Below are 22,953 nucleotides of genomic sequence, written 5' to 3'. Positions count from 1 at the left end.
CATCTGAGTGGGCTGGTTCGCACCCGCGCCGGACGCTATGGCCTACGCGACGCCGTATCGCTGGAAGATTTGGCCCAGGCCCAGCCCATTTCCGACCTGGACGCCCTCGACTTTCCGCGCATCGAGGCCGACGAGAAGCTGGCCCGCGAGTTGCGGCAGGGCAAGCGGCCCGCACACGCCCACGCTGGCCGGGCAGTCGTCACGCTAGGCGGCGCACTGGTCGCGGTGGTGGACGGCGACGGCGAACAGTTGAAAGTGGTGCGGGCCTGGGCGTGAAGTCGGAGGGGAGGGGTTACCTCCGGTCACGCATACCGTCCTGAGCCTCATTTCGTAGTGGGCCGTAAACAGCTCCAGTCAGTGGGTCGTAGTCGCGTTCTTTCTTTTCCAGTTGTGGCCCCAGCTTGCCCCACTGCGAAAACAGCCAGCCGAACGCACCGAGGAGCAGCAAGCCCAGAAGAAGGTCAGGCATAAACCACTCTACGGCAATGCAGGCAGCGAGAGGGAGCCGCCCCAGCACCGTATTTCCTTCACAGGCGTACACTGGCGGGCCGATGTCCACTCCGTCCCCTTCCCCCCTCCACGACCCGCCCACCTCCATCGCCGCTACGCTGCCCGCGCTGCTGCGGCTGCCGCACGCGCTGGGGCTGACGCTGGCGGTGCTGCTGCTGGGGCTGGCGACTTCGCTGGCCGGGCCGTACATGTCGCTGTTTGCCGTGGAGCAGGTCGGTATGACGCCGCTGCAACTGGGCCTGTTTCTGACCCTGAACGCCCTGAGCGCCGTGGGCATCAGCACGCTGCTGGGGCGCTGGGCCGACCTCCGCAGCGAGCGCAAACCGCTGGTGCTGCTCACGCTGGCGGCAGGGGTGCTGGCCTATCTGGCGCTCAGCGGCGTGCGCTCGTTGGCAGGGGTAATGCTGACGGGCGTGTTGCTGCTGGCGGTCAGTGCAGCAGCTTTTCCACAGGTATTCGCCTTTGCCCGCTCCGCGTTCGCCTCGGCCCCCGGCGACCTGCCCGAAAAGGCGGTGACCCTGCTGCGGGCCGTGTTTTCCTTCGCCTGGGTGGTGGGGCCGGGCCTGGGAGCGGCGGTGCTGGGCCTGGGGTCGTTTCAGGCCGTGTTTCTGCTGGCGGCAGGTTGCTACGGCCTCGCGGCACTGGCCCTGCTCCGCATTCGCCCTGCCGCACCTGCGCCCCAGTCCGTCTCCACTCCCGTTCACGAAGTTCCCAGCGCCCCGCCCGCTCCGCGCTCGATGGTCTGGGCAGTCGTCGCCTTCACGCTGTACGGCATGGCGATGCACATGGGCATGGTCATGTTTTCGTTGTTCGTGACGCAAACCCTGCACGGCAGCGAGGGTCAGGTGGGCTTTCTGGTCAGCCTGTGCGCCCTGCTGGAAATCCCGGTGATGCTGGCCTTCGTGCTGGCTCGGCGGGTCAATATAGAAAAGCTGATCAGCGCGGGCCTGCTGCTTTTCGCGGTGCATTTCGCCTTGATTTATCTGGCGCAGGACATGACGCTGCTGATGATTACGCAGGCCCTCCGCGCCGTGGTGCTGGCGATCATGGCGGGTCTGGGCATGACCTACTTTCAGCAGCGGATGCCGGGGCAATTCAGCGCCGCCACCACGCTCTTTTCCAATACTTCGGTGGTCGGCTCGATGCTGTCGGGCATTGTCGCCGGGGGGTGGGCGCAACTGTTCGGCTACCGCCCGGTCTTTTTGCTGTGTGCGGCGCTCAGCCTGCTGGCCTGGGCCTCGATGCTGTGGGCAAATCGCGAGGCCCGCTGATACCATGCCTCCCGTGTCTGAACCCGTCCCCTCCGTCTGGCGCGAATTCTGGCGCACCTGGATCGTGGGGGCGCTGCTGCCCGTCTACCTAGTGACCACCTTCGTCGGCACCTTGGCCCGCGTGGACGGCGAAAGCATGGAGCCGACGCTGCACAGTGGCGAGGTGCTGCTGCTCCTCAAATACCCGCGCTGGCTGCGGGCCTGGGGTTTGCCGACGGGTTATCCACAGCGCGGCGACGTGGTCGTCTTCAAGGCTCCAGCCGACAGCCCCTACGCCTACGAAACGGTCTACGGCCTGCGCCACCGCCCCTACAACATCAAGCGGGTCATCGGGCTGCCGGGGGACCGCATCGAGTTTCGGGACGGGCAACTCTGGCGCAATGGGCAGGCGGTGGCCGAGAGCTACGCCAGTCAGGAAGGCTATGTCAACGACGAAGGCCCGCTGACCGTGCCCCCCGGCAAAGTCTGGGTGGTCGGTGACAACCGCCGCACCGGTTCCAGCCTCGACTCGCGCAGCTACGGCCCGGTCAACCTGAGCGACGTGGCCGGGCCAGTGCCCTGGCGACTGTGGCCCCGCCCGCAAGCACTGGCACAGCATTCGACCTTCTGACCCCCGCTGACGCCTTCATCAGAATCGGCTCACCTCCCGTTGCTAGCTTGCCCCCCATGACCTTGAAGTCTCTTTCTCTGCTGCTTGCCGCGTCCCTGACCCTCTCTCCCAGCCTCGCCTCGGCCCAGGGTGCTCCCAAGCTCGCGACCTTCAGCGACAGCCGCCTGCCCTTTACCATCAGCGCCCCGACAGAGTGGTTCGGCATCAACCTAGGCGACGGAGCCACGGGCCTGAGCATCGTTTCGGGCAAGACGGCCCCTGCCACCATGATTCGCCTGCTGTTCGTGACCAAGGAAGCAGGCGAAAAACTCAGCGCCGCAACCGAAGCCGACAACTACGAGGACGACCTCAAGTCCAGCAAACTCACGGTCAAGCGCCTGAGCAGCAAGGAAGCGACCTACGGCGGCCTCAAGGGAATCGAGCGCGAATACCAGCTTGTCGGCGGTCAGACCGAAGTGCGCCAGCGCGTGTGGTTTGCCGACAATGCCAAACACCTGTTCTCGTTCCAACTGACCGATACTGCCGCTCGCTACGGCGCTGCCAGCGACACCTTCAGCAAGATGCTGGCGACGGTCAAGTTCAAGTAATTGAAAACGACAAACCGTCTCACCGCTTCGGCCTGAGCCACGGTGAGACGGTTTTAAGCGGTTAGACCTGGACGGTCAGACCTGAACTTATTTCAGCAGGTTGCGGCTGATGACCACGCGCTGGATTTCGTTGGTGCCTTCGTAAATCTGGTTCAGCTTGACGTCGCGCAGCAGCTTCTCGACGGGATACTCACCGACGTAGCCGTAGCCGCCGTGAATCTGAATGGCTTGGTTGGCGGCGTCAAAGGCCATTTCCGAGCAGTACGCCTTGGCAATGGCCGACTCGTAGCCGTGGGGCTGGTGCTGGTCGACCAGCCAGGCGGCCTTCTGGTACATCAGGCGGCCCGTCTCGATGCCCATCGCCATCTCCGCCAGCTTGAACTGAATGGCCTGGAACTGGGCAATCGGGGTGCCGAACGCCTCGCGCTCCTTGGCGTACTTGATCGACTCTTCCAGGGCGCGGCGGGCCACGCCGACCGAACCGGCAGCCACGGGCACGCGGGTCTTGTCGAGCGTCTTCATGGCAATCTTGAAGCCGTCGCCCAGGCCGCCGAGTTGGTTTTCCTTGGGCACGCGCACGTTCTCGAACACCAGTTCGCTGGTCAGGCTGGCCCGCTGGCCCATCTTGTGCTTGATCTTGTTGTAGCTGAAGCCAGGGGCGTCCTTGGGCACGACCAGCGCGACGGTGGCGCGGTGACCGCCCTGTTTGTCGGTGGTGGCGAACACGACCGTCCAATCGGCCACGCCGCCGTTGGAAATCCACATCTTGGTGCCGTTGATGACCCACTCGTCGCCGTCCAGCACAGCGGTGGTGCTCATGGCGGCGGCGTCCGAGCCGTTGTTGGGCTCGGAGAGCGCGAAGGCGTACAGGCCCGCTTTTTCGGTGATGGCGAAGCGCTTTTGCTGCTCCTCAGTGCCGCCCACCAGAATGGGGGTCAGGCCCAGTTCAGAGGCCATGAGCACGGTGAAAATGCCCATGCAGCCGTAAGCGATTTCTTCGCCCACGATGCACTCGTCCACCATGCCCAGGCCGATGCCGCCCGCGTGTTCGGGGATACCGACGTTGAGCAGGCCGACCTCGAAGGCTTTTTCCACGATCTGCCAGGGCAGTTCTTCCTTCTGGTCGTACTCGGCGGCAATCGGGATGATTTCCTTGCGGGTAAAGTCGCGGGCGAGTTGCTGCAACTGGCGCTGTTCGTCGGTCAGGGTGAAATCCATGTCGTCTCCTTGAGGGCCACGGGGGTGGCTGAAATGTTTTGACTCGGTTCAAGTTTAGCAGACACCTTCTTCCCTGCCCACGCCCGAGGGCCGGGACTCTGGAAGGAAGGTGACAGACTTCAGAGCGGAATATTCCCGTGCTTCTTGTAGGGCCGGGTTTCTTCCTTGTCGCGCAGCATCTCGAAGGTCTTGATGAGACGCTCGCGGGTTTCTTCCATCGGAATCACGTCGTCGATATAGCCCTTGGCTGCCGCCACATACGGGTTGTCGAAGGTTTCCTTGTACTCGGCAATCTTCTCGGCGCGGGTCGCCGCCGGGTTCTCAGATTCCTTGATTTCCTTGCGGTAGACGATGTTCGCCGCACCTTCCGCGCCCATCACGGCGACGGTGGCGGTGGGCCAGGCATAGACCACGTCGGCCCCCATGTCGCGGCTGTTCATGGCGAGGTACGCGCCGCCGTAGCTCTTGCGGGTAATCAGGGTGACTTTGGGCACGCTGGCCTCGGCGTAGGCGTACAGCATCTTCGCGCCGTGCCGGATGATGCCGCCGTATTCCTGCTGCACGCCCGGCAGGAAGCCCGACACGTCCACCAGCGTCAGAATCGGCACGTTGTAGCAGTCGCAGGTGCGAATGAAGCGGGCGGCCTTGTCGCTGGCGTCGATGTTGAGCGACCCCGAGAGCGCCTTGGGGTTGTTGGCGACGATGCCCACGCTCTGACCGTTCAGGCGGGCAAACCCCACGATGATGTTCTTGGCCCAGTCCGGCTGAATTTCGAGGAAGGTGCCGTCGTCCACCAGTTCGTGAATCACACTCTGCATGGAGTAGGGCTTGCGCTGGTCGGGCGTCACGATGTCGAGAAGCTTCTCGTTGCGGCGGCTGACGGGGTCGTTCGTCGGTTTGACCGGGGCCTTCTCGCGGGCGTTCTGAGGCAGGTAGCTCAGCAGGTCCTTGATGCCTTCAATCACGGCTTCGTCGCCCTCGTAGGCGAGGTGGGCCACGCCGCTCTTGCGGGTATGCACGTCCGCGCCGCCGAGGGTGTCGAAGGTCACTTCTTCACGCGTGACCGATTTGATGACTTCCGGCCCCGTGATGAACATGTAGCTGCTGCCCTTGCTCATCAGGATGAAATCGGTAATTGCCGGACTGTAGACCGCGCCGCCCGCGCAGGGGCCGAGAATGGCGCTGATTTGCGGCACGCTGCCCGAGTAGACAGCGTTGCGGTAGAAGATTTCGCCGTACCCGCTGAGGCTGTCGACCCCTTCCTGAATGCGTGCGCCCGCCGAGTCATTGAGGCCAATCACCGGACAGCCCGTCTTGGCGGCGAGGTCCATGATGTTGGTCACCTTCATGGCGTTGCGCTTGCCCAGGCTACCGCCGAGCACCGTGAAGTCCTGCGAAAACACGAAGACCTTGCGCCCGCCGATGGTGCCCGAACCCGTGACCACTCCTTCACCGGGAGCTTCCACCCCTTCCATCAGGCGGTTGCCACCGTGTTCGACAAAGGTCGAGGATTCCAGAAAGCTGCCGGGGTCAAGCAACTTCTCGATGCGTTCACGGGCGGTCAGCTTGCCGCCCTCACGCTGCTTTTTCTGCCGCTCTGGCCCGCCGCCCGCTTCTACCTTGGCGCGGCGCTGCTCCATGGTGGCGATGAGTTCCTGCAACTCCATCCCAGGTTGTGTCATAGCCAGAGTGTAGCCAATTGCCAAATGTCTGTTAGGCCCGCTGTCCCGTCAGGCACGTTCCTGAGCGGGGGACGCCCAAGGGAGGGGCAGCAGCAAAAAGGCCCCCGCCGCCAAAGCAGCAAGGGGCCTGAAAGGGGGAAGGGACTTCAGCGGCGCTTGTCGATGGCCTGACCTTCGGTGCGCCGAATCAGGCTTTCGTCGGCCTGCACGTCGAGTTCTTCGCGCTTGAGGGACAGGGTTTCCTGGTGGGTCTCGGTCTGCACCCGCCTGCGAACCACGACGTCGCTGATGGGGTACACCTGCTTGACCACCTGATAGCGCTCTTCGGTCAGCGGGATGGTGTAGGTGCGCCCGGCTTCCAGCGGTTGTCCGTCTATCAGCACCTCGCGCACGCCCTGGCTGCCTGCGGCCCCGGCGACCTGACCCGGCTGCGTGGCCCCGGCAGGCACCGACGCCACCGTGATTTCCAGCACTTCACTGGTGATGGTGACGGGCACCATTTCCTGACGCTCATGCACCACCTTACGAATCTGCACTTGGCCCATGCCGACACGTTCGACATTGACGACGGCGCGTTCTTCGAGCAGTTGCAGGCGGCCCAATTCGCCCTCGGCTCCCAGCGGACGCTGAGCGATGTTGGCGGAAAGCTGTTCGCCGCGCACCACGCGCTCGGTCTGGGCGTTCTGAGGTTCTGCAGCATCGGTGGCGTGGAGAACGCGCACTTCTTGGTCGTTGGTCATGGTTTTCCTCCCGGAGTGGCCCTATACGGCAAAAGAGCGGGGTTTCCCCCGCCCACATGTTTTGCTCGGCTTAGATGTTGCGCTTGGTGTCGTCGGTCAGTGCGGCGCCTTCGGTGGTGCGCACGTCGCCCTGCTGGTTGACTTCGAGGACTTCGCGGCCCACGGTTTCTGTCACCTGCTGGGTCTCGGTCACGGCGCGCTTGCCGACGCTGACTTCTTCGGTCACGTAGGCCTGCTTGCTGACGTTGGCGCGCTCGGCTTCGAGGTCGACGGTCATGGTTTCGGTGGCTGCACCCAGCACGGCGCCTTCGACGGGACGGCCATCGGTCACGGCGTGACGCTCAATGACGACTTCTTCACGCTGGAGGGGCACCGAAACGGTTTCCTGACGGGTTTCGACGCGCTTGCCGATCTGCACGCTGCCAGCCTTGAAGCGGTCCTTGTTGACCACAAGGCGCTCTTCGAGCAGCTGGAGGCGGTCAGGGGTCTGGTAGGCACGCTCGCGGTAGGTCTCCACATCGGCGGCACCACGCAGCACACGCTCGTCGGTTTCCATCATTTCGGCGCTGTAGGCCTGGTCGGCGCGGTACTCGCTCATGTCCTTGACCTGGTCTTTGGTCAGGCTGTCGAAGTACACGCCGCTGTCGTCCACGCGACCGTAGCCGACGGGCACGAGCACTTCCTTGCTGCTGAACCAACCGCCCACGTCCACCAGGAAGTAGCGGATGCGGCCCGTTTCGGGTTCGACCAGGGCGTCGCGCACGGTGCCGATTTTCTCGCCGCTCACGCCGTAGGCAGCAGCGCCGACGGGGTTGTAGACGGAGCTGTCGTTGAGGTTGTACTGGGCGTCGTTGTTCAGTTCGGACAGGCGAATCAGGCTGGCTTGCGTCATGGTGGTTCCTCCAAAGAATGTGCCGCTATGGGGCGGCAAGGTTGGGTCTGGGTTGTTCTTCCCGACGCCGTTAGTCTGCCGGATGCCTGCCCCAGTTATTTGAGTGCTGCATAAAGCTGATGCGGGTCTGACCTTAACCAGAGCGTTATTCAGGCCCGTCCCGGTTGTCAGGCTGACATGTCTGTGTTAGGGCATTTGACAGAAAAAGACCCCTCACCCCTCGCTTTTCGAGGCCCTCTCCCCCTGGTAGAGGGTCAAGCACCGCAAGCATTTTCGCAGCAGAACCAAAAACGCTTCATTCCCGGTTCGACGTACTTTTTTCGTTTCCGGCTTTTTTTGCTCCTCGCTCTGCCCGGTTCCCCTCAAGATGAACTGCGAGGGACTCAGATGGCCCGCTAGCATGTCGGTCATGACCCGTTCCCCCGTGGACCTGCGCTCGGACACCGTGACCCGCCCCACTCCCGCCATGCGCGAGGCGATGGCCCAGGCCGAAGTGGGCGACGACGTTTATGGCGAAGACCCCAACGTCAACGCCCTGCAAAACGAACTGGCCCACATGACCGGGTTCGAGGCGGGGCTGTTCATGCCGTCGGGAACGATGACCAATCAGGTCGCCATCGCCCTGCATACCCGGCGCGGTGAGGAAGTCGTGTGCGCCGAGGGTAGCCACATCTACGAATGGGAACTGGGCATGATGGCGGCCTTCAGCGGGGTGGTGCCGCGTTTCGTGCCTGCGCCGCTGGGTGTGCCGAGTCCGGAAGACATCCGGCTGGCGGTGCGCCACAGCATCCACCAGTCGCCTACGGGCCTGATTAGTCTGGAAAATACTCATAACAAGGCGGGCGGCACCGTCATTCCGCTGCCCGTCCTGCGGCAGATTCGGGCGGTGGCCGACGCTGAGGGCTTGCCGCTGCACCTCGACGGAGCGCGGGTGTTCAATGCGGCGGTGCGGCTGGGCGTGGACGTGCGCGAAATCACGCAGTATTTCGACACCGTGAGCATTTGCCTCAGCAAAGGGCTGGGTGCCCCGGTGGGCAGTGTGCTGCTCGGCTCGGCCAAGGCCATGAAACAGGCGCACCGCTACCGCAAGATGCTGGGCGGGGGAATGCGTCAGGCCGGAGTGCTGGCGGCGGCGGCGCGGGTGGCCCTGCGCGAAGGCCCGGCGCGGCTGCAAGGCGACCACCTGCGCACCCGTCAACTGGCCCGCGCCCTGGTCGAAGCGGGCTACAACGTGGACCTGGCGGCGGTGCAGACCAACATCGTCTATGCCCGCGTGCCCGACGCCGAACGCCGGGTGCAGGCCTGGGCCGAAGCGGGCGTGCTGGGCAGCGCCCTGGGGCACGACTCGGTGCGCTTCGTGCTGCATCACCAGATTGACGACGAAGCCCTCGACTACGCCATTCGCGTGCTGACCGCCTGAAGATGGCCCGCCGCCTGCCTCCTTCCGACTGGCCGCCCGCGCCCCAGCCCGCGCCCCGCTGCGCCCTGTGTGAGCGCGAAACCCCCGTGCTGACCGAGCACCACCTGATTCCACGCTCTCAGGGACGGCGGCGCGGCACGCCCATTCATGCGCTGCCCACCGTGCTGCTGTGCCCGGCCTGCCACAAGTTCCTGCACAAGACCTTCAGCAACGCCGAACTGGCGACCACCTACGCCAGCGTGGACGCCCTGCGGCAGCATGAAGCCGTGCAGAATTTTCTGAACTGGCTTCGCAAGCAGCCGCCCAGCAAGGGGGTGCGGGTGCGCGGCTGAGTGTCTGGGCCATAAGCCACAGCGCGGTGCCCAGCGCCGTGTTAGGCTCGGACGTTATGAGCCGTATTCCTCTGAAGTCCGCCCGTGAAATCGAAATCATGCGCCGCGCCGGGGGACTGGTCGCAGAGACGTTTCGGGTGCTTGAACCTTATGTCAAGCCGGGCGTGACCCTGCGTGAACTCGACCGCCGCGCCGAGGAATTTATCCGCAGCCGGGGGGCCACACCCGCCTACCTGGGCTACGGGCCGCGCACCAACCCCTTTCCCGGCACCATCTGCGCCAGCGTGAACGAGGTCATCTGTCACGGCATTCCCGACGACCGCGAGCTGAAGGAAGGCGACATCATCGGTGTGGACATCGGCGTGCTGCTGGGCGGCTACTACGGCGACGCCTGCACCACCTACACCGTCGGGCAGGTGAGTGGCGAAGTGCAGGCCCTGGTGGACACCACCCGCGAGTGCCTGCAAGCCGCGCTCGACACGGTGAGGCCCGGCGCGAGGCTGGGCGACATCGGTCACGCCATTCAGTCGCTGGCCGAAGGTCGGGGCTACGGCGTGGTCGAGGAATACACCGGGCACGGCATCGGCAAGCGGCTGCACGAGGAACCCACCGTGCGGCACAAGGGCGTGCGCTACACGGGCCTGAAATTGCAGCCCGGCATGGTCTTTACCATCGAGCCGATGATTAACCTGGGACGGCCCGAAACCCGCCTGCTGCCAGACGGCTGGACGGTCATCACCGCCGACAAAAAGCCCAGCGCCCAATTCGAGCACACGCTGGTCGTGACGCCCAAGGGGTACGACATTCTGACGCTGTGAGGGCCAAAGCCGCAGAGGGGAGAGAGTGAAGGGTGAAGGGAAAAGCGCCCTCCCTCTCTCCCCTCCTCCCTCTACTTCTCCAGCCCGACCGCTTCCCCCATCTCGATAGGTTGGAATTTCTCGCGCAGGTAGTGACTTTGCGAGAGCACCGCGTCCGCCGCCGCCGAGTCACGCTGGGTGGCCTGCTCCACACCCCGCGAAATGAGTTCGAGCTGTTCGCGCAGCAAGTCCTCGGGCAGCTGCCCCTGGGCGCTCAGGCGCTGGCGGGCGGCGGGGGTCAGGTTCAGGTAGCCGCGCAGGGTGGCGGGCAAATCCTGCTGCCGCGCCTGGGTGACCAGATAGCGCGAGCGGGCGTCCAGACGTTCCAGCGGCGCGTCCTGTATCCGGCAGAGCAGCGCGAGCGCGTACAGGCGGTGCGGTTCCGGCAGGCGCAGGGCCAGGGCGGGGGCGTCGTCCAGACTGGAAGACAGGTCGGGGACAGGTTGGGCCGCTTGCAGGGCGCGTTCCTCACGCAGCTGCTCCATGCGGTGACGGTGAGCCATCTCGCGCCGGATCAGCGGAAACCCGAAAATGATGGTGAAAAACCCCAGCGGCACGATGATCTCTTCCATAAGTCCCCCACTCAGCTTATCCCCTCTGCCGCCCTGCGCCCTCCGCCAAAAGTTGGAGGCCATAAACCCCTAGAATCGGCAACGTGATGAGAAACGACACTCGGAGGACGGACCGATAACCGGCGTCGTCTTCAAGGGCAAGCGCACCCGTGAACTCTCGGCAGACGCCGCCGTGAGCGTGGTGGACGTGTTCAAGAGCTACCGGGGCGCAGGCGGGCAGGAAACCCCCGTGCTGCGGGACATCGACCTCGACATCCGCCGGGGCGAGTTTTTCAGCCTGCTGGGACCGTCGGGCTGCGGCAAGACCACGCTGCTGCGGCTGCTGGCGGGCTTCGAGCAACCCGACGCGGGCGTGGTCGTGATCGGCGGGCGCGACATGACTGGGGTTCCGGCCCACCAGCGGGCGGTCAACACCGTGTTTCAGAGCTACGCCCTCTTTCCGCACCTGAGCGTGGCCGACAACGTGGCGTTCGGCCTCAAGCAAAAGGGCGTGCGCGGCGCGGAGCTGAAAACGCGGGTCGAGCGGGCGATGGAGACGGTGCAAATCGGGGCCTTCGGCAACCGCAAACCCGACCAGCTTTCGGGCGGGCAGCGGCAACGGGTGGCCCTGGCCCGGGCCATCGTCAACCAGCCGGAAGTGCTGCTGCTGGACGAACCGCTCTCGGCGCTGGACCTCAAACTCCGCAAACAGTTGCAGGTCGAACTGTCGAATTTGCAGGAAGAACTCGGCATGACCTTCGTCTTCGTCACCCACGACCAGGAGGAGGCGCTGGTCATGAGTGACCGCATCGCCGTGATGAATAGGGGGCGCATCGAGCAACTGGGCCGCGCCGAGGAACTTTACGAGCGCCCGCGCACCGCTTTTGTCGCCAACTTCCTGGGCAGCAGCAACCTGATTGCAGGTCAGGTGACCGAAATACACGGGGGCGAAGCCGTCATCCAGACCGGATTCGGCCCCCTGCGCACCCTGCACGGCGCGGGCCTGAGCGTGGGCCAGAGCGTCACCCTCAGCATTCGCCCCGAAAAACTCCGGATGGAGCGCGACGATGAAACCGAGGGCAACGAGGTTCGCGCCCGCGTGGACGACATCGTGTACACCGGGGCCGAAAACCAGTATCTCCTCGAAGCGCACGGCGAGCGGCTGGTGGCCTTCCAACTCAACGCCGACATCGGGGCCGACGAGGATTTCGACTACGAGGAAGAAGTCGCCCTGTACCTGCCGCCCGCGAGTCTGGTGGTGCTGGAGGAAGGCGAATGAGGGGCGTCGCGCCGTTGATTGTTGATGGTCGATGGTTGATAGAAAAAAGCGGTTCCCTATCGACCCTCGACCCTCAACCCTCATCATGCCGGAGGCGTCCATGAAACGCCTCCCCTTCCCCATCCTCCCCGCGACCCTGTGGTTGCTGGTCTTTCTGGTCGTTCCGTCGGCCATCATGTTCGGGTACTCGCTGCTGACCCGCACCGACCTCGCCCAGGTCGGCCTGCCCTGGACGCTGGAAAACTGGCAGCGGGTCTTCGGCTACGACGCGCTGTTTCAGGAATGGGTGCCCGACAACCTGCGGGTGCTGTGGCGCTCGCTGCTGGTGGCGGCGGGCACGACGCTGCTGTGCATCCTGATGGGGTATCCGCTGGCGTTCTACATCGCGCGGCAGGATGAGCGGCGCAAGAACTTACTGCTGCTGCTGCTCATCATCCCGTTCTGGACGAACTTTCTGATTCGGGTCTATGCCTGGATTCTGATTCTGCGGCCTTTCGAACTGGTGCCGAGCCTGACCGCCACCTTCCTGGGCATGGTGTACGCCCTGCTGCCGTTTTTCGTGCTGCCGGTGTATTCGAGTGTGGAAAAGGTGGACTGGCGTTTGCTGGAAGCGGCTCAAGACCTCGGCGCGTCGCCGTCGCGGGCGTTTCTGGCGGGCGTGTTTCCGCAAACCCTGCCGGGCCTGGTCGCGGGCGTGCTGCTGACCTTCATTCCGGCGCTGGGCATGTTCGTGGTGTCGGATATCCTCGGCGGCGCGAAAACCGCCCTCATCGGCAACCTGATTCAAAACCAGTTCGGGCAGGCGGGCGACTGGCCCTACGGCTCGGCCCTGAGTTTCCTGCTGATGGGCGTGGTGCTGCTCGGGCTGTGGGGGTACGCCCGGTCGGCGGGTCAGAAGGGGCTGGAGGAGCTGATATGAGACGCGTTGCGTTGCAGATGGCTGATGGCAAATGGCAGAAGGCAGAAGGCCAGCTTCCGCCTGAGCTAGAGCGGCTTTTGCCCTCCGCCATCAGCTCTCCGCCCTTTGCCGCCGGAGGCGAAAAGTGAGACGCACCCACCCCCTCCTCAGCGCCTGGGCGTGGCTGACCTACGCCTTCCTGTACCTGCCCATCCTCGTTCTCATCGTCTTTTCGTTCAACGATTCCAAATTCGGGGCGACGTGGCAGGGCTTCACGACCAAGTGGTACTCGGTGCTGTTCGCCCGCTCCGACGTGCGCGAGGCCGTCACGAACACGCTGCTGGTCGCGCTCAGCAGCACGCTGGTCGCCACCGTTCTCGGCACCCTGATCGGCTTCGGGCTGTGGCGCTACTCGCTGCGCTGGCGCACCCCGCTGACTTTCTTGCTGGTCATGCCCATCGTCATTCCGGACGTGGTGATGGGCGTCATGCTGCTGATGTTCTACGCCCTGGTACGCGGCGGCATGGAACTGACCGGCTGGACGTTCGAAAACGGCTTCTGGACGGTCATGCTGGCGCACGTCACTTTTCAGATCAGCTACGTGTCGCTCACCGTTCGTTCGCGGCTGGCGGGCTACGGGCAGGATTTGATGGAAGCCGCCGCCGACCTGGGCGCGAACACCTGGCAAGGGTTCCGGCAGGTCATTTTGCCGCTGGCCCTGCCGGGCGTGCTGTCGGGGGCGTTGCTGGCCTTTACGCTGTCGCTGGACGACTTCGTGGTGACGTACTTCACCAGTGGCTCGGGCTTCAAGACGCTGCCGGTGCTGATCTACACCTCGGTCAAGAAGGGTGTGACTCCTGACATCAACGCCCTCTCGGCGCTGCTCGTCCTGGCGACGGTGCTGCTGCTGGTGGCAGGCAACGCGCTGACCCGGCCCCGGCGGGTGGAAAGATGAAGCGCCATCTGCCTTCCGCCGTCTGCCTGCTGCTGCTGCTCACCGCCTGCCACCGCGTCGAACCGAAGGACACCGCCGCCGAGGGCAACGGCACCACCACCCCGGCCCCCCAGAGCCGCAACGACGGGCGGACGCTGCGGCTGTTCATGTGGTCGGAATACATCGACCCCGAGGTGGTGCGGGCCTTCGAGAAGCAAAACGGCGTGCGCGTGGTGATCGACACCTTCGAGAGCAACGAGGCGATGCTCGCCAAGTTGCAGGGCGGCGGCGCGAGCTACGACCTCGCCACGCCGAGCAACTATGTGATCGGCACCATGCTGCGGGCCAAACTGCTCCAGCCGATGGACAAGACGCAACTGAAGAACTTCGGCAACGTGGCCGCCGGGTTCGTCGATCCGCCGTTCGACCCCGGCAACACCTACACCGTGCCGTACCAGTTCGCGGCGACGGGGCTGGCGTACAACTCCGGGCGCTATATCCCCAAGCAAGAAGACTGGTCACTGATTTTCGGCCCCGAAGACAAGATCAAATTTGCCCTGCTCGACGACCCCCGCGAAGTCATCGGCGCGGCGCTGAAGTACCTGGGCTACTCGGTAAACACGCAGAAAGTCGAGGAGCTGCGCGAGGCCCGTAACCTGCTGCGGCGGACGGTGCAAAAGCAGGGTTTCGAGTCCTTTGCGGGCGGCCCGGAAATCCGCAACAAGCTGCTGGCCGGAACCATCGACCTCGGGCAGATCTACGTGGGCGACCTGCTCAGCGGAGCCGCCGAGGACGAGCGCCTCAAGGTCTTTTTGCCTGCCCCCGGCACCACCATTTCCACCGACCTGCTGGTGCTGCTGCGCGGCAGCCCGAACCCGGCGCTGGCCCGCAAGTTCGTGGACTTCGTGCTGGACGCCGAAAACAGCGCCGCTATTTCCAACTACACCTACTACGGCAACCCCAACCGCGCCGCCGCGCCGCTGCTCGACCCCTTCCTGAAGGCGCAAAAAGCTTTCAACCCCACCGACGAGGACTTCAGGGCGGGCCGCGTCGAGTTCATCAACGAGCTGCCGCAGGGGCGCGTGCCCAGGCTCTACGACCGCATCTGGACGGAACTTAAGAGCCGTTAGAGCGCCCCAAAGAAAGAAGCCGCCCCAGCCCCAGACAGGCGAGGCGGCTTTTTCCGTGAAGGGTCAGCGGCGGAAGTCCGGCACGACCTTCCAGGGTTCGAGCAGGTTGGGGCGCAGGTTCAGGCTGCCGAGACCGCCCGCGTTGAAGGGCGTCCAGGCCTGGGCCGCGCCGGGCTGTGCGCCAGCGGCGACGGTGGTGTGATCGCTGTACAGCGCCACATCCAGCACGTTCCAGCCGCGCTTGAGGGTCAGCGTGGTGTTCACCTTGTTCCAGAGGGTGCACTCGCCGCTAAAGGTGAAGGTGGTGTCCTGGTTGGCGAACCACCACACCTTGAAGGTCAGCGGCAGGGTTTCCGTATTCTGGGGATTGGTGTTGGCAAAGAGCTGAAGCCCCGTGTCCGTCGTCAGTTTGTTGAGCGGGTACAGACGCAGGCTGCCGGGCGCATCGGTCTTGACGTTGGAGCACAGGCCGAACACGCCCACCCCCTGCTCGGCGTCGTGAACCGGGAACAGGTCGCCGCCGTAGGTCGTGGTCATCGTCTCGGCGTTGGGAAGCGTAAAGCCGAATTTGCCGCTGCTGTCCACAGTGGATGGCGTCGCCAGTTCCTCCGGTTTGACCACACTGGCCTTTCCGGGCGCAAACGGAGTGATGGTGCCCAGAACGGTGCCCGCCTGCTCGGTGGGGGTCGGCTGGGGCTGAGGCTCGGGCTGGGGGGTGGGCGCTTCGCCGCCGCCACCACAGGCGGCCAGAAGCAGCGCCCCACCCACGAATGCAGTCGTCATCATCCACTTCGGTCTGTTCATGACCTCATCTTGCGCGATGCCGCCCGACCCACGGTTGGCCTTTTGGTTTAGTGGGTTCACTTGCTTTTCTCATCTCTCATCAGGTCGCGCTCCCCGGCTGCCGGGTGTACCCTCGCCTGTGTGAATCCCGCACCCCAACCGCTGCATACCGACCCCTTCGGACCCTCTGCCGCGCAACTGGGCCTGATTGCGGTCACGGTGCTGATGTGGGGCGGATTTTTTCTGGTGATTCCACTCATCACGGTGCATTTCGTGGACGGGCTGGGCTGGGCGGCGGCGAGTATCGGGCTGGTGCTGGGGCTGCGGCAGCTCACGCAGCAGGGCCTGACCGTCTTCGGCGGTGCCTGGGCCGACCGCCTCGGCCCCAAGCCGTTGATTCTCGCCGGGTGCCTGATTCGTACCCTCGGCTTCGGGTGGATGGGCTTCGTGTCCTCGCTGCCCGAACTGCTGGCGGCCTCGGTGCTGGCGGGCATCGGCGGCGGCCTGTTCGACGCGCCCAAGAGCGCCGCCATTACCGCCGTGACCCGGCCCGAACACCGCGCCCGCATGTTCAGCCTGATCAGCATCGCGGGCAACCTCGGCATGGTGACGGGGCCGCTGCTGGGGGCCTGGATGCTGTCGCTGGGCTTTCAGCGGGCGTCCCTGGTGGCGGCGAGCGCCTACCTCGTCGCCTTCGTGCTGATGCTGGTGACCCTGCCGCATCTGCGCCCGCCTCCCAGCCAACAGACCGGCATGGGCGGGCTCAAGACGGCCCTCAATGACCGGGTGTTCCGCAACTTCACGCTGATGCTGTGCGGTTACTTTCTCCTGAGTACGCAGCTCAACGTCGCCGTGACGCTGCGGGCGGTGGAACTCGCCGGAACGGGCGCGACTGGCCCTCTCTACGCGCTCTCGGCAGGGCTGGCAGTGGTGCTGCAATATCCGCTGCTGCGGCTGGCCGAGCGGCATTTCCGGGTGCGGCATGTGCTGGTGGCGGCGGTGCTGCTGGTGGGCCTCGCCCTGGGGCTGATGGGCCTGACGCGCACCTTCGCGCAACTGCTCGCCTGCGTCGCGCTCTACAGCTTCGGCACCATGCTGGTCTTTCCCATGCAGCAGACCCTCACTGCCCGTCTCGCGCCGCCAAGCATGGTGGGCAGCTATTTCGGCTTCTCGGCCATCAGCCTGGGGCTGGGGGGCGCGGTCGGCAACTTCGTGGGCGGGGCGCTGGTAGACGCCGGAACACGCCTACAGTTCCCGCTGCTGCCCTGGCTGACTTTTGCGCTGGTGGCACTCGCCACTGCCGCCGGACTGGGCGCCGTCCTGCGCGAGATTCCCACCCGCGAGCAGATGGAAGCGCGGCAAAAAGCCTGAAGGTCAGCGCAATCGGTCGGAGGCCAGGGTCGGAGCGGTCTCCAGCGCCCCAATCCCCAGCGAGAGCATCACGTCTTCGCCTTGACTGAGGCGGCGCAGTTCTTCCTCGCCCTCGTCGCTGGCCTGATCGGGCGTGACCTGCGCGGGGTACTCGCTGCCACCCGGCTTGACGTAATGGGTGACGGTGAGCTGCACCGCCGCGCCCTCCCCGACTTGGAACACGCGGGTGGCGGTGTTGCCCACCCCGGCGGTCTTTTCCCCGATGATGGGGCCGCGCCCCGCATACTGCACCTCGTAGGCGAAAAACTCGCTGCACGACGCGCTGATTTCGTTGACCAGCACGGCCATCGGTCCCGTCCAGAGTTGAGGATTACGCAGCACCCCGCGCAGTTTGCCGTCTTCCAGTCGGCGGCCCCGGCTAACCGTAGTGCGGCTCTGCCCCCCGGCCTCCTGCGCCACCCGCGTGAAGCTGGGGACGAAGGCGGTCACGGCGCTGTCGCACTCGCTGAGGCTACCGCCCGTGTTGCCGCGCAGGTCCACCACCACGCCCCGCGCTCCAGCTTTCTGCGCCTGCGCCACCAAGTCATGGACGCGCTGGCCCACGCCGCCACCAGTCAGGAAGGTGGGAATGCGAATCAGGGCCACGTCCTTTTGTGCCCCCACGAAACTCAGCCGGGGCAGATCACGGGTGCTGCTCTGGCGGGCCTGCATGGAAATGTTCAGGCGCTGGCCTTGGCGGTTGACGACGAGCCGAATGCTGCGTCCTTCCTTACGGGCCTGCTGCAACTCGGTGTAGCGGTAAGGCTGACCGTTGAGCGACTCGATGACGTCACCGCGCCGCAGTCCAGCCGTTTCGGCGGCCCCCTGTGGCACGACTTCGAGCACCAGCCGATTTTCCCCGTCGAGTTTGGCGAGCTTGACCCCGAACTGCTGGCGGCTGCCCCCCGTCGCACTCGTCACGAAATCGCCGTATTCGTCGGGCAACTGGAAAAAGCTGTGCGGGTCGTCCAGCGCCGTCACCTCGGCTTCAAGCACCGGATAGGCCCTGTCCTCCGGGCAGTCCTGCGGCACAGCCGCGCAAACGGCGTTGAGGCGCAACTGGTATTCCTGCCTGAGCGCAGCGCGGTCTACCTTGGACAGCCCGCCGTACTGCTCGGCCAGCAGGTCGTTGACTTCATCGAAAACGAGCTGCGCCGGGGCCGAGGCGGAGACGGCCGGGGCCGGGGGAACGACCTCGCTGCCAGCGGCGGAAAACTGGGCCAGCCGCGCCACGTCGGTTTGAGAATGAGTTTGAGGCAGTCGCTGCGCCTGCCCGCCCCCGGCCCAGGGAAAAGCCAGCAACAGAGACAGTACGCCGACGCGGGCCAGAGGATAGGCACGGGCAGATGTCATGGTACGCCCCATTCTGCGCCGCCCAGATGGGAAAAAGGTGGGACGCAAACGCCGCAACGGTCACAATGTCAGGTCATACGGGGCTGGGCTTTACTCCGCACATCCGAGGAAAGCGCTCGAATGTGCTCCGCGCCGCCCAACCCCGTTTTTTCTTCCACTCGCTCTGCTCGGAAAAACAGTTTGGATACCCAAACTATTTTTCGAAGCCGTATCAGCCGCTCACTTTCCGGTGGGAAATCGGGAAAAGCACCGAAACCATTGCCCCAAACCACAAAAAACCGCCCCCCAGAGGAAGGCGGCTCTTATTGAGACTTGAAAAATCAGGCCTGCTGAGCGGCTTTGGCCTTGTTGATGGCCTTTGCCAGACGGCTCTTCTTGCGGGCGGCAGCGTTTTTATGCAGGGTGCTGCCCTTGGCGGCCTTGTCGATCAGGCTTTCGGCGCGCTGCTGAAGTTGCACGGCGTCTTCGGCGTTGCCCTGAGCAGCGGCGACGGCCTTCTTGCTGAAGGTCTTGATGGTGCTCTTCTTGGCGCGGTTGAGCGCACGGCGCTTGAGGCTCTGACGGTGACGCTTCTGGGCGGATTTATGACGCAAGGCCATGGTTGACTCTCCTTTTTCTCCCACTCTCGCGGGGCGGTTCCTCCGACCTCCGGGTGGGGAGCGGGAACGCGAGCGTCCAGCACTGGTGTCTCCAGGTGGCGCAGTCCGGCCTAGCCTGAGCAGGAACCGGGTCACCCACCGAAGCGATAGGCAACTTTGCCAGTATGAGGGACTAAAGACGGCCCGTCAAGCCTCGGCTCATGCCCGCACGCCATACTGCCCACATGCGCCGTTCTCTGCCGCGAACTCCCACCGCATCCTCAGAAACAGGCACGCCCCAGCAGCCCAGGCGGCCCCGCACGCCCGAGGAACAGCGCGAAGCCCTGCTGGCCTACGCGTTCCGGGCTTTGGGCGCACGGGCCGTGACCGCCAGCGAGCTGCGGGCCAAACTGGAGCGGCGCTCGGACGACCCCGAACTGATAGAAGAAGTCCTGAAGCGCGTGCAGGAACTCGGCTACCAGAACGACGGGGAGGTGGCTCGGGCCGAGAACCGCCGCAGCGGTGTGGGCAGCCTGCGCGTGCGCCAGACCCTCAAGCGCCGGGGCGTGGACGCGGAACTGATAGAAGAAACCCTGCAAGAGCGCGACCCACAGCAAGAACTTGCAGTCGCCGTGCAACTTCTGGAGCGGCGCTGGCCTGCCCTGCAACGCAAGCGCGACCCCAGGGCCAGTGCGTTCGCGTTCCTGGCCCGCCGGGGTTTCGGCAGTTCGGTCATCTGGCCTGCCATCCGCGAGGTGGCCGAGCTTTTCCCCCCAGAAGACGCCGAGGAGTGACGTGCTGTTCCCGGCCCTTTTTGGGACTGTCCCAGCTTGACACCTGCCAAAAAGGGCGCGTACACTACCCCCTGCCTCTTGGATTTGAGTGGCGGTGGTCGGAGACGGGGCGTAGCGCAGCCTGGTAGCGCACGTCGTTCGGGACGACGGGGTCGGAGGTTCGAATCCTCTCGCCCCGACCACAGAAGACACTCCCTGGTTTACGAACCGGGGTGTTGTTCTTTGTTCTCCCTGTCAATCAATGCAAGGTAATAACTGGCAACGATGGGGCAGGTTCAGAACCGAAACAACCGGAACCAACCGGAAAGGGAGTTTCTCAGCACTTCAAGCCTTCTCACTTAAACCTCGCCTAGTGCGGGGTTTTTGCTTTTCCCAAATTTGCAACCCGTTCCGCATGTTCCGTTGCTGACGTAAATGAGCGTTATGCATTCCACCTGTTCCATGATCTAGGGTGACGGAGACAGCCCCTCTCCCCTTTCTGAGCCGTCTAAAGATTTACCTGTCAGCCAAAAAGCATAGAGAGAAGGGTTTTATGCCGTCTCAGACGGGCAACGAGCTTATAAAAGAGTGACGGTGACAGGTGGGCTGTCTCCGTCACGGTGGGTCACGGTGGCTCATCACGCTGGATCACCTTGATGGTTTTAAATGAATAACCACGATCTGGACACCAAGAAACCTGTCTCCGTCACTATGGATCATCCTCAGATTTCCCCTATTCATCAGAGAAACAGCAAGCCTGTCTCCATCAGCCTCAGAAACTCACTCTAATCTCACAAATTCTCTCATAAAGCGGCAACATCGTGCCCCCTCAGTCCCGGCACAGTACTGCAAGAAAGCCACCGTCTAGCAGTGCTGTAATCCTGCTACGCCCGGCCCCTTCACGGTGGGCCGTTCCTGGCAAGAGGTGTGAGGCGTGGCAAAGAAGCTGGACTTTGATGTTTTCGCCCTGATTACCCCACTGAGTAAGCCCGTCGTCCTCACCCCGGACACCGCCCCAGCACAACCCGCACCGCCAAACTATGCCCTCAGACTCGCTAACGCCATCCGTTCAAACCGCTTCCGACTTCCCCAGGTGGACATGCTCGGTGAGCAGGTTACGAAAGGCCCCAGCCCGGTCAGGCTGCTGCATTTTGGCCCGTATCAGGTGCGGGACTTTGCGCTGTTCAAGGTCATTTCTGAGCTTGAAGACAGCGACAAAAGCGAAATTAGAAGGTATTTGTGGACAGATGGGCGATGGGTTCATGAGGACGGCAAGTGGATTGAGCTTGACCCACCCTTTCCCAGGGAGACAGAGCGGGCCTTTCGCCGGGTGTTCAAAACGCTGGAGCAGCTGGACTTGCTGGAGAGGGAGTAAACGTGGCTGGCCTACCTTGTGAAGCTTGTCAGGAAGAAGCACTCGTCGTTCCTAGTGCTCAAATCGTTGAGGATGCCGGGGGCCGTGTGGTGTACCGACGCTACCGAGCTTGCACCAATCCCGATTGCGAACTGTATTTAGTGCGCCGGGAAACCCTGGAAGTCTTTGCACCACTCACACCTGATGCGGTTGTTCTCCCTCCGTACAACCACAACATCAAGACCACCGTCAAGAGAAGGCTGCCACATAGGACAGCCCCTTTCCCTATGGACCTTGTGCCTGAGGAAATACGACGTGCTTATGAGTCACGCCCCTCTATCACTGATAACGACGCGGCAGTTCTAGAGCTTGCCCGCTACTTGGGCCGGATTCACGCAGGGGATGTACAGGCGAAGTTGCTGTGCAGTGCTGACCTTGCCCGGAAATCACTTAACAGGCTCAAGGACCTGGGCTTGCTCACCAAATCCGCTGTTTACCGATGCTTTGAACCTGTCGCAGACGACAGAATCCCGCCGCATATCCGCCTACCTGAACACCTCCAAAGGAGTGTCTCATGACGAAACAGCCTGTTACTTCCACCAGCAAAAAGAGCCTCGAAACCGATCTGAAGACTGCCCGTCAGCACGTCGCTGACCTGGAAGGCTATACCGAAACCCTGACTGACCAGCGTGACGAGGCGCAGGCTCTTCTTCCAGACCTCCGGGCGCAGGTGCGAGCCGGTAAGGCCACTGTAGAGGAACTGATACAGGCCGAAACGAGAGCCAACTCTCTGTCCTCTCAGCTCGGTCAGCACATGCAAGAGATTGAAGATGCCCATAAGGCTGTCTTGACCCTCTCTGAGGCCCTGGATACCACGAACGATGAGTTGCGCCTGGCCGACCTCCTCAAGGCCCGTGAAGCGTCCCTGAAGCGCCGAGACGAATTGGAGGCTGAGTTCGTTCACACTCTTCGAACGCAATTCAGGGGGCTGATTGAGAACGCCCAAGTGGTCTACGCACAAGCCGCTGAAATCGTTGACCTTGACAAGAGGAAAAACCCGCATAGCAACGTCATTCCTCATGCTCAGGGGGACACTTATTACATGTATCCGGACCGCGCTGTGGGGGCCAGGTTCAGCCAATACGCCGTTACCTCGGATGGCTTTAAAAGCCTGATGCAGGGTGGCGGCCCTGAACTTCTGCTTAAAGAAGTTCTCCGCGAAATGGAAGATACCGGGGACTGAGTCATTTGGCTCCACTTTGAGGAACACCATGAGAACAACTCCCCTTGACTTAAAAGCAGCGGCCCAGCTTGTGCCTGAGGTGCGTGCGGATGTGGCGGCGCAGATCGCCGAACGTCTGCCACGTGAGTTCCGTCCCACCTTGGAAGCATTCTGGGCCGCCCTTGCTGAAGCAGGAGGAACTTACGCCGCCCTTGAACGGGGAGAGCAGCGCTTCTTCCCTGACAACCCAGTCAGGGCGGGGCTGTTCGTAGCCGTGCGCCTGGGCAAGCAGCAGCAAGCGCTTAGGCGAGCAGAGCGGCAACTTCACCACTTCCGCACCCTTGCTGAAGATGCAGAGCTGTATGCCCAGCGTCACGGCATCAGGGACGCTGAAGGCTTCGGGCAAGCGCTTAAGGCGTTGTCCTCCCGCATGACTAACCTTCTTTGCCAAGTGCAGGACAGCAGAACCTTGGCGCTCCAGCTAATTTTGGCGCAGAGAGGACAACGTGGCCTTTGATATTGCAAGGGTTTTATGGAGGCTCAGTTCAGGATGGTGGCTTGCTCCTCGA

General features: G+C 63.7%; 25 protein-coding genes, 1 tRNA gene and 1 pseudogene. 18 read left to right on the top strand and 9 right to left on the bottom strand.

Going from position 1 to position 22,953, the window contains the following annotated elements; translation table 11 throughout:
* Window positions 1-276, top strand: a pseudogene (locus Q4C89_RS05625) (tRNA pseudouridine(55) synthase TruB); the annotation flags it as partial.
* A gap of 16 nt (window positions 277-292) precedes the next feature.
* Here the strand turns inward: Q4C89_RS05625 and Q4C89_RS05620 are convergent.
* Window positions 293-469: a hypothetical protein gene (locus tag Q4C89_RS05620; protein WP_303101624.1), complete on the bottom strand. Its 177-nt coding sequence runs from the start codon at window positions 467-469 to the stop codon at window positions 293-295.
* Window positions 470-551: 82 nt separating this feature from the next.
* Between Q4C89_RS05620 and Q4C89_RS05615 the strand changes: the two genes are divergently transcribed.
* The 3 genes from Q4C89_RS05615 to Q4C89_RS05605 are packed head-to-tail and all read left to right on the top strand — an operon-like array spanning window position 552 to window position 2,978.
* Window positions 552-1,781 (top strand): sugar efflux transporter, encoded by a 1,230-nt coding sequence (locus Q4C89_RS05615; RefSeq protein ID WP_303101623.1) that lies wholly within the window; start codon window positions 552-554, stop codon window positions 1,779-1,781.
* A gap of 4 nt (window positions 1,782-1,785) precedes the next feature.
* Window positions 1,786-2,391, top strand: coding sequence for a signal peptidase I (lepB, locus tag Q4C89_RS05610; protein WP_303101622.1), 606 nt, complete (start codon window positions 1,786-1,788; stop codon window positions 2,389-2,391).
* A gap of 56 nt (window positions 2,392-2,447) precedes the next feature.
* Window positions 2,448-2,978, top strand: a complete 531-nt coding sequence (locus tag Q4C89_RS05605) for a hypothetical protein (RefSeq protein WP_303101621.1) — start codon at window positions 2,448-2,450, stop codon at window positions 2,976-2,978.
* A gap of 87 nt (window positions 2,979-3,065) precedes the next feature.
* On the opposite strand, the gene Q4C89_RS05600 is transcribed toward Q4C89_RS05605, so the two are convergent.
* The 4 genes from Q4C89_RS05600 to Q4C89_RS05585 all read right to left on the bottom strand — a co-directional run bounded on the left by Q4C89_RS05600 (window position 3,066) and on the right by Q4C89_RS05585 (window position 7,510).
* Complete coding sequence (locus Q4C89_RS05600; protein WP_303101620.1) at window positions 3,066-4,196, bottom strand: acyl-CoA dehydrogenase family protein; 1,131 nt, start codon at window positions 4,194-4,196, stop codon at window positions 3,066-3,068.
* A gap of 119 nt (window positions 4,197-4,315) precedes the next feature.
* Window positions 4,316-5,878 (bottom strand): acyl-CoA carboxylase subunit beta, encoded by a 1,563-nt coding sequence (locus Q4C89_RS05595; protein WP_303101619.1) that lies wholly within the window; start codon window positions 5,876-5,878, stop codon window positions 4,316-4,318.
* Window positions 5,879-6,024: 146 nt separating this feature from the next.
* Window positions 6,025-6,618 carry a YsnF/AvaK domain-containing protein gene (locus tag Q4C89_RS05590; protein ID WP_303101618.1) on the bottom strand — a complete coding sequence of 198 codons (594 nt, stop codon included), beginning with the start codon at window positions 6,616-6,618 and terminating at the stop codon, window positions 6,025-6,027.
* Window positions 6,619-6,688: 70 nt separating this feature from the next.
* The gene (locus Q4C89_RS05585) at window positions 6,689-7,510 is read right to left on the bottom strand and encodes a DUF2382 domain-containing protein (protein WP_303101617.1); all 822 of its coding nucleotides are present in this window, start codon (window positions 7,508-7,510) and stop codon (window positions 6,689-6,691) included.
* A gap of 409 nt (window positions 7,511-7,919) precedes the next feature.
* On the opposite strand from Q4C89_RS05585, the gene Q4C89_RS05580 reads away from it, so the two are divergent.
* Genes Q4C89_RS05580 through map form a run of 3 tightly spaced genes read left to right on the top strand, consistent with a single transcriptional unit; the run spans window position 7,920 to window position 10,080 of the window.
* On the top strand, window positions 7,920-8,930 hold the full coding sequence (locus Q4C89_RS05580) for a low specificity L-threonine aldolase (protein WP_303101616.1): 1,011 nt from the start codon (window positions 7,920-7,922) through the stop codon (window positions 8,928-8,930).
* Window positions 8,931-8,932: 2 nt separating this feature from the next.
* On the top strand, window positions 8,933-9,262 hold the full coding sequence (locus tag Q4C89_RS05575) for an HNH endonuclease (RefSeq protein WP_303101615.1): 330 nt from the start codon (window positions 8,933-8,935) through the stop codon (window positions 9,260-9,262).
* 56 nt (window positions 9,263-9,318) lie between these two features.
* Complete coding sequence (gene map, locus Q4C89_RS05570; protein ID WP_303101614.1) at window positions 9,319-10,080, top strand: type I methionyl aminopeptidase; 762 nt, start codon at window positions 9,319-9,321, stop codon at window positions 10,078-10,080.
* Window positions 10,081-10,151: 71 nt separating this feature from the next.
* Here the strand turns inward: map and Q4C89_RS05565 are convergent, their stop codons facing one another.
* Entirely contained in the window at window positions 10,152-10,691 is a 540-nt protein-coding gene (locus Q4C89_RS05565) for a hypothetical protein (protein ID WP_303101613.1), read from the bottom strand.
* A 172-nt stretch (window positions 10,692-10,863) separates the two neighbouring features.
* Between Q4C89_RS05565 and Q4C89_RS05560 the strand changes: the two genes are divergently transcribed.
* The 5 genes from Q4C89_RS05560 (at window position 10,864) to Q4C89_RS05540 (ending at window position 14,911) form a co-directional block, all read left to right on the top strand.
* Window positions 10,864-11,949 carry an ABC transporter ATP-binding protein gene (locus Q4C89_RS05560; protein ID WP_303101612.1) on the top strand — a complete coding sequence of 362 codons (1,086 nt, stop codon included), beginning with the start codon at window positions 10,864-10,866 and terminating at the stop codon, window positions 11,947-11,949.
* A gap of 100 nt (window positions 11,950-12,049) precedes the next feature.
* Window positions 12,050-12,868 carry an ABC transporter permease gene (locus tag Q4C89_RS05555; RefSeq protein ID WP_303101611.1) on the top strand — a complete coding sequence of 273 codons (819 nt, stop codon included), beginning with the start codon at window positions 12,050-12,052 and terminating at the stop codon, window positions 12,866-12,868.
* Window positions 12,865-12,996: a hypothetical protein gene (locus tag Q4C89_RS05550; protein ID WP_303101610.1), complete on the top strand. Its 132-nt coding sequence runs from the start codon at window positions 12,865-12,867 to the stop codon at window positions 12,994-12,996. The genes Q4C89_RS05555 and Q4C89_RS05550 overlap by 4 nt, the downstream gene beginning before the upstream one ends.
* The gene (locus Q4C89_RS05545; RefSeq protein ID WP_303101609.1) at window positions 12,993-13,802 is read left to right on the top strand and encodes an ABC transporter permease; all 810 of its coding nucleotides are present in this window, start codon (window positions 12,993-12,995) and stop codon (window positions 13,800-13,802) included. The genes Q4C89_RS05550 and Q4C89_RS05545 overlap by 4 nt, the downstream gene beginning before the upstream one ends.
* The gene (locus Q4C89_RS05540) at window positions 13,799-14,911 is read left to right on the top strand and encodes a spermidine/putrescine ABC transporter substrate-binding protein (protein ID WP_303101608.1); all 1,113 of its coding nucleotides are present in this window, start codon (window positions 13,799-13,801) and stop codon (window positions 14,909-14,911) included. The genes Q4C89_RS05545 and Q4C89_RS05540 overlap by 4 nt, the downstream gene beginning before the upstream one ends.
* A gap of 63 nt (window positions 14,912-14,974) precedes the next feature.
* Here Q4C89_RS05540 and Q4C89_RS05535 read toward each other — a convergent pair whose 3' ends face one another.
* Entirely contained in the window at window positions 14,975-15,715 is a 741-nt protein-coding gene (locus tag Q4C89_RS05535) for a hypothetical protein (protein ID WP_303101607.1), read from the bottom strand.
* Between the two features lie 204 nt (window positions 15,716-15,919).
* Between Q4C89_RS05535 and Q4C89_RS05530 the strand changes: the two genes are divergently transcribed.
* Window positions 15,920-17,065, top strand: a complete 1,146-nt coding sequence (locus Q4C89_RS05530; protein WP_303101633.1) for an MFS transporter — start codon at window positions 15,920-15,922, stop codon at window positions 17,063-17,065.
* Between the two features lie 3 nt (window positions 17,066-17,068).
* On the opposite strand, the gene Q4C89_RS05525 is transcribed toward Q4C89_RS05530, so the two are convergent.
* Both Q4C89_RS05525 and rpsT read right to left on the bottom strand, forming a co-directional pair.
* Window positions 17,069-18,457, bottom strand: a complete 1,389-nt coding sequence (locus Q4C89_RS05525; RefSeq protein ID WP_303101606.1) for a S41 family peptidase — start codon at window positions 18,455-18,457, stop codon at window positions 17,069-17,071.
* 320 nt (window positions 18,458-18,777) lie between these two features.
* Entirely contained in the window at window positions 18,778-19,056 is a 279-nt protein-coding gene (gene rpsT, locus Q4C89_RS05520) for a 30S ribosomal protein S20 (protein WP_303101605.1), read from the bottom strand.
* A 224-nt stretch (window positions 19,057-19,280) separates the two neighbouring features.
* Between rpsT and Q4C89_RS05515 the strand changes: the two genes are divergently transcribed.
* From Q4C89_RS05515 to Q4C89_RS05495, 5 genes are all read left to right on the top strand, one after another.
* Window positions 19,281-19,829 carry a RecX family transcriptional regulator gene (locus tag Q4C89_RS05515; RefSeq protein ID WP_303101604.1) on the top strand — a complete coding sequence of 183 codons (549 nt, stop codon included), beginning with the start codon at window positions 19,281-19,283 and terminating at the stop codon, window positions 19,827-19,829.
* A 105-nt stretch (window positions 19,830-19,934) separates the two neighbouring features.
* A tRNA-Pro gene (locus tag Q4C89_RS05510) sits at window positions 19,935-20,011 on the top strand.
* A gap of 731 nt (window positions 20,012-20,742) precedes the next feature.
* Window positions 20,743-21,183, top strand: a complete 441-nt coding sequence (locus Q4C89_RS05505) for a hypothetical protein (protein ID WP_303101603.1) — start codon at window positions 20,743-20,745, stop codon at window positions 21,181-21,183.
* Between the two features lie 553 nt (window positions 21,184-21,736).
* On the top strand, window positions 21,737-22,405 hold the full coding sequence (locus Q4C89_RS05500) for a hypothetical protein (RefSeq protein ID WP_303101602.1): 669 nt from the start codon (window positions 21,737-21,739) through the stop codon (window positions 22,403-22,405).
* A 28-nt stretch (window positions 22,406-22,433) separates the two neighbouring features.
* On the top strand, window positions 22,434-22,901 hold the full coding sequence (locus Q4C89_RS05495) for a hypothetical protein (RefSeq protein WP_303101601.1): 468 nt from the start codon (window positions 22,434-22,436) through the stop codon (window positions 22,899-22,901).
* Window positions 22,902-22,953: the final 52 nt, after the last annotated feature.

Source organism: Deinococcus sp., assembly GCF_030523985.1.
Taxonomy (GTDB): domain Bacteria; phylum Deinococcota; class Deinococci; order Deinococcales; family Deinococcaceae; genus Deinococcus.
The sequence above is the reverse complement of the archived record's forward strand: the minus strand, read 5'-3'. Positions and strand labels throughout refer to the sequence as shown.